This is a genomic window from Nesterenkonia sp. CL21 (assembly GCF_031705515.1).
GTDB classification, from domain to species: Bacteria; Actinomycetota; Actinomycetes; order Actinomycetales; family Micrococcaceae; genus Nesterenkonia; species Nesterenkonia aethiopica.
In genome coordinates this window covers 37,570-49,679 of sequence record NZ_JAUTWR010000011.1, presented here as the reverse complement: position 1 = coordinate 49,679, position 12,110 = coordinate 37,570, and the positions used below count along the sequence as shown (strand labels likewise).

The 12,110-nt window shown below is 71.1% G+C and carries 10 protein-coding genes; 7 read left to right on the top strand and 3 right to left on the bottom strand.

Translation table 11 applies throughout. The features are described 5' to 3' along the window. The first annotated feature begins 3 nt into the window (after positions 1–3). The 4 genes from Q7C18_RS14200 (at position 4) to Q7C18_RS14185 (ending at position 4,782) form a co-directional block, all read left to right on the top strand. Positions 4–1,668: a DUF885 domain-containing protein gene (locus Q7C18_RS14200; RefSeq protein ID WP_070159803.1), complete on the top strand. Its 1,665-nt coding sequence runs from the start codon at positions 4–6 to the stop codon at positions 1,666–1,668. Between the two features lie 14 nt (positions 1,669–1,682). Further along, positions 1,683–2,345 carry a GNAT family protein gene (locus Q7C18_RS14195; protein ID WP_311025928.1) on the top strand — a complete coding sequence of 221 codons (663 nt, stop codon included), beginning with the start codon at positions 1,683–1,685 and terminating at the stop codon, positions 2,343–2,345. A 134-nt stretch (positions 2,346–2,479) separates the two neighbouring features. Then, positions 2,480–3,430, top strand: coding sequence for a hypothetical protein (locus tag Q7C18_RS14190; RefSeq protein ID WP_311025927.1), 951 nt, complete (start codon positions 2,480–2,482; stop codon positions 3,428–3,430). Between the two features lie 14 nt (positions 3,431–3,444). Further along, a complete protein-coding gene (locus Q7C18_RS14185; protein WP_085437533.1) occupies positions 3,445–4,782 on the top strand; it encodes a hypothetical protein in 1,338 nt (445 codons plus the stop codon). Here the strand turns inward: Q7C18_RS14185 and Q7C18_RS14180 are convergent. Genes Q7C18_RS14180 through Q7C18_RS14170 form a run of 3 tightly spaced genes read right to left on the bottom strand, consistent with a single transcriptional unit; the run spans position 4,724 to position 8,678 of the window. Beyond that, positions 4,724–5,419, bottom strand: a complete 696-nt coding sequence (locus tag Q7C18_RS14180; protein WP_311025926.1) for a response regulator transcription factor — start codon at positions 5,417–5,419, stop codon at positions 4,724–4,726. The genes Q7C18_RS14185 and Q7C18_RS14180 overlap by 59 nt on opposite strands. Then, positions 5,416–6,903 carry a HAMP domain-containing sensor histidine kinase gene (locus tag Q7C18_RS14175; RefSeq protein ID WP_311025925.1) on the bottom strand — a complete coding sequence of 496 codons (1,488 nt, stop codon included), beginning with the start codon at positions 6,901–6,903 and terminating at the stop codon, positions 5,416–5,418. Before Q7C18_RS14175 ends, Q7C18_RS14180 begins: the two co-directional genes overlap by 4 nt. Beyond that, positions 6,900–8,678 carry a tetratricopeptide repeat protein gene (locus tag Q7C18_RS14170; protein WP_311025924.1) on the bottom strand — a complete coding sequence of 593 codons (1,779 nt, stop codon included), beginning with the start codon at positions 8,676–8,678 and terminating at the stop codon, positions 6,900–6,902. The genes Q7C18_RS14175 and Q7C18_RS14170 overlap by 4 nt, the downstream gene beginning before the upstream one ends. Before the next feature lie 117 nt (positions 8,679–8,795). Here Q7C18_RS14170 and Q7C18_RS14165 point away from each other — a divergent pair, with 117 nt between their 5' ends. From Q7C18_RS14165 to Q7C18_RS14155, 3 genes are all read left to right on the top strand, one after another. Beyond that, complete coding sequence (locus Q7C18_RS14165) at positions 8,796–9,788, top strand: glycine betaine ABC transporter substrate-binding protein (protein ID WP_311025923.1); 993 nt, start codon at positions 8,796–8,798, stop codon at positions 9,786–9,788. 75 nt (positions 9,789–9,863) lie between these two features. Then, the gene (locus tag Q7C18_RS14160) at positions 9,864–11,102 is read left to right on the top strand and encodes a pyridoxal phosphate-dependent aminotransferase (protein WP_070159819.1); all 1,239 of its coding nucleotides are present in this window, start codon (positions 9,864–9,866) and stop codon (positions 11,100–11,102) included. Between the two features lie 10 nt (positions 11,103–11,112). After that, the gene (locus Q7C18_RS14155) at positions 11,113–12,102 is read left to right on the top strand and encodes a PPK2 family polyphosphate kinase (protein WP_311025922.1); all 990 of its coding nucleotides are present in this window, start codon (positions 11,113–11,115) and stop codon (positions 12,100–12,102) included. Positions 12,103–12,110 lie beyond the last annotated feature (8 nt).

Genomic DNA, 12,110 nt, shown 5'->3' with positions numbered 1-12,110 from the left:
GATATGACCTCACGCACACCCACCGCCGTCGACGCCCACGCCGAGGAGCACTTCGAGCGGCTGCTCGCGCTCAGCCCCGAACAGGCCACGGTCCTGGGTCGACGCGGCGTCGAGACCGAGTACTCCGACCTGTCCCCGGCGGGACGGGAGGAGGTCGTCGCGGAGCACCGTCGGGCACTGGCCGGGCTGGACGGGCTCATTCCGGAAGACCACACCGACGCGGTGACGCTGCACGCGATGCGTGAACGGCTGGGCCTGGAGGTCGCCCTGCACGAGACCGGTCGCACCGAGCTGAACAACCTCGCCTCCGCGCCTCAGGACGTGCGCATGGTCCTGGAGCTGATGCCCCAGGACACCGCAGAGGACTTCGCCCAGATCGCCGGGCGGCTGCGCAACCTGCCCGGTGCGCTGGACGGGTACTGGGAGTCCCTGCGCCACTCGCGCAGCCTCGGTCAGGTCCCGGCCCGTCGACAGGTCGTCGCCGTGGCCGAGCAGTGCCGGGACTATGCGCGGTCCGAGGGTGCCCTTAGCACCTTCGTCGACGCCGCTCGGAGAGCCGGAGTCCAGGAGAGCACGGTCGACGAGGTCGCCGAGGGCGTCGCCGCGGCCGCCGCAGGCTACCAGCGGCTCGCGGAGCGGCTCTCCGCCGATCTGCTGCCCGATGCTCCCGAGGAGGACGCGGTGGGTCCGGACCACTACCGGCTGGCCTCCCAGGTGTTCACCGGGACCGTGCTGGACCTCGAGGAGACCTACCGGTGGGGGCTCGAGGAGCTGGCCAGGATCGTCGAGGCTCAGCAGCAGGTGGCGGAGAGGATCCGCCCCGGCGCCGACATCGCGGAGGCCAAACGGATCCTGGACGAGGACCCCGCCCGGCAGCTGCACGGCACCGAGGCCCTGCAGGCGTGGATGCAGCGCCTCTCCGACGACGCCGTCGCCGCGCTGAAGGACACCCACTTCGACATCCCCGCACCCATGGACGTCCTGGAGTGCCGCATCGCGCCCACCCAGGACGGAGGGGTGTACTACACGGGCCCCAGCGACGACTTCACCCGGCCGGGTCGGATGTGGTGGTCGGTGCCGCCGTCGGACACCCGGTTCACCACCTGGGCCGAGACCACCACGGTCTACCATGAAGGCGTGCCCGGCCATCACCTGCAGATCGCCACCGCCACCCTGGTGAAGGACCGACTGAACTCCTGGCGGCGCCACGGCTGCTTCGTCTCCGGATACGCCGAGGGATGGGCGCTGTACGCGGAGACGCTGATGGCCGAGCTCGGGCACCTCGACGACCTCGGCGACCAGATGGGCATGCTGGACATGCAGCGTATGCGGGCCGCCCGCGTGGTGTTCGACATCGGGGTCCACTGCAGAATGCCGGCGCCTCGGGAACACGGCGGCGGAACCTGGACCCCGGAGGCGGGGCGCGCCTTCCTCCGGGAGCACCTGCCGATCTCCGAGGCTCAGCTGGACTTCGAGTTCGTCCGGTACCTCGGCTGGCCCGGACAGGCGCCCTCCTACAAGGTGGGTCAGCGCATCATCGAACAGCAGCGGGCTCGGCGGGAGGCCGTCGACGGGGCCGCCTTCGACCTGCGAGCCTTCCACACTGAGGTCCTCCAGCTGGGCATGCTGGGGCTGGACACGTTGAGCTTCGCGCTCTCTCGGGACTGAGGGGCTCGCCGACGATGGCACGCAGACGCACAGCCATGGACTGGCCGACCACTCTCAGAGCCGCCGTCCCGGCGGGGGAGATCCGACTCCGCCCGCTGACGATGCGGGACGAGCACCGCTATCTGGCGCTGCGGGCGGCCAACCGTGACTGGCTCGCCCCCTGGGACGCCACCACCCCCGAGCATCCTGTCACGGAGGTGACCCCGGCCGGATTCCGGGAGATGGCCCGCACCATGGCCCGCCAGGCCCGGGCCGGCAGCCACCTGCCCTGGCTGCTGTGGTTCCGCCCCGCGGAACAGGGCGATGTCGTCGCCGACTCTGAGGACGCCGCCGAGCGTCTCATCGGCCAGGTCACCGTGGGCCCCATCATCGGAGGGTCTGCGCGCAGCACCTCGATCGGCTACTGGATGGATCAGGGGCACGCCGGGCGTGGCCTGATGACCGCCGCCGTCGCGCTGGCGTGTGACCACCTGTTCATCTCCCGGGGTCTGCATCGGGTGGAGATCAGCATCCGGCCGGAGAACGCCGCGAGCCTGCGCGTGGTGGAGAAGCTCGGCTTCCGGCAGGAGGGACTGCGTGAGCGGTTCCTGCACATCGCGGGGGAGTGGCGGGACCATCACAGCTTCGCGCTGACCTCGGAGGAGATCGGTGACGGGCTGCTGAGGCGGCTGATGTGACACGCCTCGCGTCGCCGGCCGCAGATCGCCGGAACCGGGCCGCGGATCGGCTACGCTGGTGCCGTACCTCATGATCTGCGTAACCCCCGGTGTGCAGGACGCGATGGTGCCGACGAAGGGCAGGTGGACTCACGGTGACGCTGGGCATCGGTCGCCTCGACATGGCGATCATCAACGTGATCCCCAGCCTGCCCATCCACTCGTCGGTGCTGTTCGCCCTGATCGCCGGGCTCTTCCTGGCGGCGCTGATCATCCGGGCCCAGCGCCTCCCGAGCCGACCCTCGGAGACCTCCCGAAGAAGGGCAAGCATGTCTGCGACCACTCCACGCGGCGGAGCCAGCGCCGCATCGAGGACCGGAGCGCCCGCGGCCGCGGCGTCGGGCCGACTCACCATCCACTGGGGCAGGACCCTGGTGACGGTGATCGGGCTGATCGCGCTGCTGGCCGCCGTCGTCACCGGTGTCCTGGCCGCCGTCACTTCACTGACCGTCGTCACCCCGCTGCTCTGCGCCGCCGTGGTGCTGGCCAGCCTGGCCACGCTGCGCACCATGGCCGTGACACGCCGTCGTCGTCGCCGGCGGCGGCGTCTCGACGCCGCCCTGCAGGAGGCGATGAACCCGGACGTCGACGCCGCGGGGCTGCGCCGTCCCACCGTGCCGAACACGGCGGCGGCGGTGCCGGAGCAGACCGGCCGCACGGCGCCGTTCGACGCCCTGACCTCTGATGAGCGCGGCGTGGGCGGTCCGCGGTCGCTGCAGGAGGTCGACGACGACGGCCTGCCGGTGGATCTGGCTGAGACGTTCCCCGCTGATGAGGAGCCCGCCGCACCCGCGGCAGCCGCCTCCTCGCCGGCCGAGCCGTGGGAGCCCCGGGAGCTGCCGCTTCCGAAGTACCTGGAGGCTGAGAAGGCCGAACGGCCCCTTCCGGAGCCGCTCACCCCGTCGGAGCCGAAGCCCTCCGGTGAGGTGAAGATCGGCCGGACCGCCTCGAGCCCGGCCGTCGCTCCGCCGACGCCGACCCGCCCCCAGACGGCGGTCCAGCAGTCCCTCGACCTCGACGCGGTGCTCAAGCGCCGACGCGCCTGAGCCGCGACCACTCCATGGCCGTCGACCTACCGCCGCAGGCCCCTCGGGCCGCCCCTTCGCCCAGCACGGCGCAGCTGGAGGCCAAGCAGCTGGCCTTCATGGAGTCCTATGACGCCCACTCGCCGATCTCGGTGGCCGTCCAGCACACGGGGGTCTACGCCACCTCCATCCATCTGGAGTCCCTCCAGCACCGTCCCGGCGCCGGGGTGACCGGCATCTACCGTGTGGCCACCGCCCGCCCGGTGGTGCCCCGGCACTGGCCCTCCGGGGTGTACACGGAGACCTCGGACCACGTGGACGAGCTCTATGTGGGGATGACGACCGAGTCCGTGCCGGCCGACGCCGACGGCATCGTCCACTCGCACAGTCCCTACGGCCGACTGGCGATCTGGCAGCATCCGTTGGACCCCTGCCTTCCCGGTCTGCGCCTGGCCACCGACCCGGCCTCCGTGGTGGAGCACTGGGGAGCCGGGCGACGGCTCGTCGCCCTGGAGACGATCAGCTACCGGCCGCTGCGCCGGGCGGTCATCGCCGCGGACTTCGACGACGGCACGCGCCTATACCTGAAGGTGCTGCGAGCCGGACGGGCGCGCGACCTCGATGCCCGCCACCGGATGCTTCTTGACGCCGGCATCCCTGCGCCGCGGCCGGTCCGTGAGCCGGTGGGCGACGTCGTCGCGCTGCAGGAGGGAGCGGGGGAGTCGCTGGCGGAGCAGCTGCTCGCCGACGGCGGCGCGGCCGTCGACCCGTCCCGTTTCGTCCAGCTGCTCGATGCGATGCCGGCGGCGGTGATGACTCTGCCGGCGCGCGACGCCTGGACGGACCGCCTTCCTGCCTATGCCTCCGCGGCCGTGTCGGCGCTGCCGCACTGTGCCGATCGGATCCGTCGGCTGGAGCGGGCCATCATGGAGGGGCTGCCGCTCACTCAGCGCGGCCCTGTGGTGCCCACCCACGGTGACTTCTACGAGGCGAACGTCCTGATGCAGGAGGAGACGATCTCCTGCCTGCTGGACGTGGACTCCCTGGGGCCGGGGCACCGGGTGGACGACCTGGCCTGCTTCCTGGGGCACGTCGCGGTCCTGCCGGCGGTGGACTCGCGGTACGTCCACGCCCCCGCCGCCCTGGACCGGTTCGCCCGGGTCTTCGCCCAGGCGGTGGATCCCCAGGCGCTGCGCCTGCGGGCGGCTTCGGTGGCGCTGTCCCTGGTGGCTGGCGCCCGGGACTCGCGGCGGGACGGCTGGGAGGCGCAGGCCGAGCATCGGCTCACCTGTGCGGAGGCGCTGCTGGGCTTCGTCAGCGCCGGGCCAGCTCTTCCGCAGTGGCCAGACGATATCCGGCGCCCCGCACCGTGACGATCCGCTCGGCACCCAGCTTGGCGCGCAGGTACCGGATGTAGACGTCGACGACGTTCGAGCTGGTCTCCGAGCTGGACTCCCAGACCATGTCCAGCAGCTGGTCCCGTGAGAGGACCTGCCGCGGATGTTCCAGCAGCACCTCTGCCAGGGTGAACTCCCGGGCGGAGAGCTCCACGGCCCGGCCGTCCACGCTGGCCTGCCGGCTGGGCAGGTCCAGACGGAGTCCGGCGTGCTCCAGCTCGGTGACCTCCTCGGGGCCGCTGGGCGCCTGCGGGTCGGGCCGCAGGCGCAGCCGGACCCGGGCCACGAGCTCCTCCACCCGGAACGGCTTGGCCATGTAGTCCTGGGCACCCGAGGACAGCCCCTGGACGGTGTCCTCCACGGAGGACCGGGCGGTGAGGATGATCACCGGCACCGCGTTGCCGGTGGAGCGGACCTTCTGCAGCACCTCGAAGCCGTCCATCTGGGGCAGCCCGAGGTCCAGGATCACCAGGTCGAAGTGGGCGTTGGCCAGCGCCACGATCGCCTCCGTCCCCGTGCGGGCGATGTGCGGCTCGAAGCCGGCGGCTCGGAGTCCTTTGGCGACGAATGCGCTGATCCGTTCTTCGTCCTCGACGACGAGGATCCTGCTCATCGGGTCCCTCCTGGGTTGGTCAGACTGGTCAGACTGGTCAGGCTGGTCGGGGCGGTCGGGCGGGCGGTCTCGAGCATCTCGAGACTCTGGATCGGCAGCACGATGGTGAAGGTGGATCCATGACCCGGGGAGGACATGACGTCCACCCACCCGCCGTGGCCCTGGGCGATGCTGTCCACGATGGTCAGCCCCAGCCCGGAGCCCTCCGTGCGGGAGGAGTTCGTCCCGCGGGCGAAGCGGGAGAAGATCGCCTCCTGGTCCTCGGGGCTGATCCCGGCTCCGGAGTCCTGCACCCACAGGCGCAGGGCGCCGCCGCGCAGCGCGGAGCCCACCGCGATCTCGGAACCGGGCTCGGAGAACTTCACGGCGTTGTGCGCCAGCTGCAGCCACGCCTGGGTGATGCGCTGGGCGTCGAGGGGCACGACGGCCCGGGCCGTGCCGTCCTGCCGCCACCTGCGGTCACCCAGCAGGGCCGCCTTGTCGAAGACCTGGTCGGTGAGCAGGTCCACATCGGTGGCGGCCGGGGCGAGGAAGTCCACCTGTGCGGACTTTGCCAGCGTGACCAGGTCTTCCACGAGCCGACTCATGCGGTCCAGCTCATCCAGGCTGAGGTCACGGGTGGCGACGACGTCGTCGGGGTCGTGGGCGTCCACCAGCTCGAGGTGGCCCCGCACGATGGTCAGCGGGGTGCGCAGCTCATGGCCGACGTCGTCGAGCAGCTGGCGTTGGGAGGTCACGGCGGTCTCGAGCCGGTCCAGCATCTCGTTCACGGTGACGGTGAGCTCGCCGAGGTCGTCCCGGGAGTGGACGTCGATGCGCCGCGAGATGTCGGTCTCGGTGATGGAGCGGGCGGTCTGGCGCAGCCGCCGGATCGGCTCGAGCAGGCGCCCGACCATCAGCCAGCCGACGACTCCGGTGATCGCCACCGCGCCCAGGCCGACTCCGGCGTAGGTCAGGAACGTCCGGTTCAGGGCCGTCATCCCTGCCTCGACGTCGACGGCCAGCACGAACAGGGTGTGCGAGTCGTCCTCGGCCATCTGCACCGGCACGGCCACGGCGCGGTAGGTGGAGACATCGGTGGTCACGGTCTGGATGCGCCGCTCGGTGATGGGATCCTGCGCCAGGACCCAGTCCAGGAACTGAGGGTCGTTCTCCAGCCGCACCGGCTGCTGTGCGTTGGGGGTCTGGCGTACGTTCCCTTCTCGCATCGCGACCATGGACTCGTTCTCGGCCAGCAGCGTGCGCTGCATGCCCACGTAGATGAGCCGGTCCGCGGTGCGCCACGGCTCTCCGGTCTCGGGGTCGTTGCCGTCCTCGCCGAGCTGGATGAACTCGGTGACGGTCCGGGCCAGGGAGTCGTCCATGGTCCGGTAGGTCTCGACGCGCTGGAGCAGGTAGGCGGCCGTGCCGGCGAGCACGAGGGTGAGCACGGTGAGGAACACCATGATCAGCAGCGCCCGCGTGCGGACGGTCAGCTGTCTCACGGCTTCATCCGGCGCTTGAGGCGCGTGAGCTCCCGCCGCAGCTCGGCGGCCTCCTCGGGTTTGCCCTGCCGCATGAGCGCGTCGATGCGCCCTTCCAGAGCCTCGGCGACCAGATCATGCTCGGACTGCCGGTCGCCCACGGCCATGCGCAGGATCGCCTCGGCCTCGTCCGCGCGGCCCATCTCCAGCAGGACCTTCCCGGCGAAGATCTCCGCCCCGCCGGCGGACCGATCGTCCCCGGCGGCGAGGAACAGGTCCGCGGCGTCGAGGGCGCGGGCGACGGCGGCGGCACCGTCGCCGAGGGCCACATAGCCGCGCGCCAGGGAGTCGGTGATGTCGGCGACCTGCCAGTCGGTGCCGTGCTCCTGGGCGACGTCGAGGGCTTCCTGCAGATGCGCCACCCCGGAGGGGTCCTCGGTGCGGGTGAGCAGATGGCCCAGCGAATGCAGCGCCTGGACGAGCACCGCAGGGTCGTCCTCCTGGGAGGTCCGGGCCAGTTCGAGGGCTTTGCGGTGGTGCGACTCTGCGGCGTCGAGGCGCTCCAGAGAGGCCGCCAGGGAACCGGCGGCGAGGTGGGCCCGCGCCGACTCTTCGATCTCGTCCACCGAGCGGAAGAGGGCGGCGGCCTCCTCCCAGTGCGCCATGGCCTCCAGAGGGCGCTTCTGCTGGGTGACCGCGTGGCCGAGACCCATGAGCGCCCGCGCGCGCACGGACGCGTCCTCGGAAGATCCCGTCAGCCGCACCGAGAGGGCGTCGAGGACCTTCTCTGCCTCCTCGAACCGCTCGAGCTCGAGCAGCTGCTGGCCCAGGGCGAGGGTGAGCATCCGCGATTCGGGGAACTCACCGAGCTCGGCCTGCTGGACGGCGACCCGCCACGCCAGCACGGAGGTCTCGTCCTGGTCGGCGGCGGAGGTCAGGCTGGCCAGCAGGGCCGCCGCGGAGGCCGCACCCTTGCGCACTCCGCAGGCCGCGTAGAGCTCGGTGGAGGTCATCGCGTCGGCGATCGCCTCCTCGGGCCGGTCGTCATGGTGGTGGATGGTGGCCCGCAGCATCGCTATCGCTCCGCGGACCGCACGGTTCGCCGGCGCGGCCATGACCTCTTCGGCCACGTGCAGGGCCCGGGCGGACTCGCCGGTGAGCAGCAACGTGTGGGCCAGGAACATACGGGCCCCGGCCAGCGCCTCGGGGCGATCCAGGCGGATGAGGATGTCGACGGCCTCCTCGACCACCGGCAGAGCGGCCTCGGGGCCCTCGTCATGCAGCACCCGGACCGCCTGGGAGGAGAGCACATCGGCCAGCTCCAGGCTGGGTCGGCCAGCGGTCGCATCCTCGTCGCGCAGCTGCTCGGCCACACGGGCCAGGATCTCGCCCTCCACGTGATCGGGTTCTCGCAGCAGCATCGGGCCCAGCTCCTCTTCGATACGGGCCTGGCGCGTGCGCCCCAGCTCCCGGAGCAGGGCGACACGCTGGGTCACGTAGGGAGTGGAGGCTTCCGTGTCGCCGCGCATCTCGTGGACGCCGGCGAGGATCCGCAGCAGCATCAGCCGGTTCTCCGGGTCCTGCCCGCCGGCGGCGGACAGGCCCGCCTGTGCGGCGGCAGCGGCGGCTGAATACCGTTCGCCGTAGGCGGCCTCGTAGGCCAGGTCCAGCCAGCCGCGCGCGGTCTCGGCGCGCGGCTCATCGGCCTGCGGTCCGTGGAGCAGGGACTGCAGACGGGTGATCAGCGGCGCCGCACCGCTGAGCTCCACCTCGACATCGGCAGGATCACGTGTCATCACCTCCAGCCTAAGCGTTCAGGGCGCGTGACGTGCACGGACGCCGTCGCGCGTGTGCGGCCACGGTGCCTCCTGCTGCGCACTGCAGGCCGGCGGTCCGCCCCTAGAATGGCAGCCATGACCTCTCCGCCCGGCCGTCGCTCAGCCCTGCTTCCGGCCCTGCTTCCGGTGCTTCTTCCGGTGCTCCTCGTCGTCTCGGCCTGCTCGGGGCCGCCGCCTGCCCAGGAGCCGACGGGGGAGGCGGCCGAACGTGCGTGGACCATCGCGGTTCCGGACCACGGACTGGACCGGACGGTGGCGCACATCTATTCGCTGGCGCTGAACTCCCGGGAGACCCCTGCGGTGGTGGAGCCCCGCGACGCCGACGTCGGCGATCTCGTCCTGGCCATGGCCGAGGAGCAGGATCCCGGTTACGACATGGTCCTGGCACGGACGCTGCCGCTGGCCGAGCAGCTGCAGGCGGAGGACGACACGGCCGAGGAGGTGGAGCCGGGTCCGTCCACGGAGGAGCTGCTGGCCGTCGTCGAGTCCCAGCTGGAGGCCCAGGCGCCGGGCACCGAGCTGCTGGAGCCGGCTGCCGCCGTGCTCTCGAACGCCATGGTCATCACCACGGTCACAGCGGAGCAGCATGAGATCGACCTCAGCGCCGAGGCGGACGATCCCGCCTTCGCCGCCGCCTGTGACGAACTGCGCATCGGCATTCGGCAGGACCTGCCGGATCCGGAGCCGCTGCTGGAGGAGCTCTATGACTGTGAGCCGGAGGAGGTCCTCACGGGCACCGAGGCGGAGCTGCTGCATCAGGTGATCACCGCCGAGATCGATGCGGCCATCATCACCGACTCCCATCCGGGCATCCTGGAGCACGCGCTGGTCGCCCTGCAGGACGGGGAACAGGCGTTCGGAGAGGAGCAGCATGTCCCGGTGGTCCACGCCGGGATCTCCGAGGAGATGCCTGATGTGGTGGACCAGATCGCCTCCCGGCTGGACGACGAGGCGATGGTGACCCTACGGCAGCTCATCGACGGCGACGACGGGCTGGACCCGCAGGAGGCCGCTGAGTACTGGCTGGTGGAGGAGAACCTCATCGCCGAGCCGGAGGACTGGGGCTGAGCCTCGCGGAGTGCGCGAGGAGTCTTCAGGGTGTCATCTGCGCCGGGCCGCCCCGCGGTGAGGCAAGATGGGGGAATGCAGGAGTTCGAGGATTTCACCCAGTCGCCCAAGCTTCGGGACGTCCGCTACGACGTCCGCGGCCCGATCGCCCAGGAGGCGGCCCGGCTGGAGCGCGAGGGGCACAGGATCACCCGGCTGAACATCGGCAATCCGGCCCCGTTCGGCTTCGAGGCGCCGGACTCGATCCGGATGACCATGATCAACAACCTGGCGAACGCCCAGGGCTACTCGGACTCGCAGGGGATCTACTCGGCCCGCATCGCGGTGGCCCAGTACTACCAGTCCCGCGGCATGACCGACACCGACCCGGATGACATCTACCTGGGCAACGGGGTCTCCGAGCTGATCACCATGGTGCTGCAGGCGATGCTGGGCCCCGGGGACGAAGTGCTGATCCCCGCTCCGGACTACCCGCTGTGGACCGGTGCGACCACCCTGGCCGGGGGCCGGGCCGTGCACTACGTCTGCGACGAGCAGAACCACTGGTGGCCGGACCCGGAGGAGATCGAGTCGAAGGTCACCGACCGCACCAAGGCCCTGGTGATCATCAACCCGAACAACCCCACTGGGGCGGTGTACCCCCGCCATGTCCTGGAGGCGATGGTGGACATCGCCCGCAGGCACAACCTCATCCTGCTGGCCGATGAGATCTACGAGAACATCACTTTCGACGACGCGGAGATGGTCAACGTCTGCACGCTGGCCGACGACGTCTTCACCATCACGTTCTCCGGACTGTCGAAGACCTGGCGGGTGGCGGGCTTCCGGTCCGGATGGATCTTCGTCTCCGGGCCCACACACCGGGCGAAGAACTATCTGGAGGGCCTGACCCTGCTGATGAACATGCGTATGTGCGCCAATGTGCCGGCCCAGCATGCGATCCAGGCCGCCCTGGGCGGTCACCAGTCCATCGAGGACCTCATCGCCCCGGGTGGGCGGCTCTACGAGCAGCGCACCACGGCGCACCGGCTGCTGGCGGAGATCCCCGGGGTCACCGTGGAGCAGGCGGACGGCGCCCTGTATCTGTTCCCGCGCCTGGACCCGGAGATGTACCCGATCAGCGACGACGAGCAGTTCGTCATCGAGCTGCTGCGGCAGCAGAAGATCCTGGTCTCCCACGGGCGGGCGTTCAACTGGATCGACGACAACCACTTCCGGCTCGTCACCCTGCCCAGCGTGGAGGACCTGGAGGTCGCCATCGCCGGGATCGCCGAGTTCCTGGAGGAGTACCGCACCGCCGCGGCGCGCGGCTGAGAGGCCAGCCATGGGAGACCAGCCCTTCGACGCCGACCCCCGCGGCATCTTCAGAGCCGATTGGTGGGGCTCCCCGCTGAGCCTCGACGACGTCCCCACCCGCCGGCGTCTGGAGTTCTCCGGGAAGAAGGCGCGGGGCCGGAGGCTGCTTGCGGAGCGGGCCGAGGTCCTGGCCGAGGCGCAGGAGCGACTCTGGGCCCATCAGGCGGCCGCGGGTGAGCAGACTCGCCGCGTCGTCATGGACAGACTCGTCCACCGGGCGCCGCGTGGTGAGGCGACGGAGGGGGAGCGCGCCTCCCGGCTGCTCACCGCCGAGGTGACGGGCGCTCTGGACGAGGTGCCGCCAGGACCTCGGGTGCTGCTGGTGCTGCAGGGGATGGACGCCGCCGGCAAGGGCGGCACCGTCAAGCATGTGGTCGGGTCGATGGACCCCCTGGGCGTCTCGGTGGCGGGCTTCGGACGACCGACGGAGGCGGAGCGGCGGGAGCATTTCCTGCGCCGAATCATCCGCCGGCTCCCTGCGCCGGGCCATGTCGGGGTCTTCGACCGGTCGCACTATGAGGACGTGCTGGTCCCGGCGGTCACGGGGACGCTCAGCCCGGAGGCCCTGGCCGAGCGGACCGAGGTCCTGCGGCTGTTCGAGGCGGAGCTGGTCCGCCGCGGCGTGGCCGTGGTGAAGGTGTTCCTGCACCTGTCTCCCCAGGAGCAGCTGGAGCGCCTCCTGTCCCGGCTGGACCGGCCGGAGAAGCACTGGAAGTACGATCCCTCCGACGCGGACGCGCGAGCGGATTTCGACCTGTTCCGCACCGTGTACTCGGGGCTGCTGGAGGCCACCGACGCCGACTGGGCGCCCTGGCATGTCGTGCCGGCCGACCGGAAGTGGTACTCCCGGCTGGCGGTCCAGGAGCTGCTGATCGCAACCTTGGAGGACCTGGAGCTGGGGTGGCCGCGGGCCGGGTTCGACATCGAGACCGAGCGGCAGCGCCTGCTGAGCAGCTGAGCGCCGAC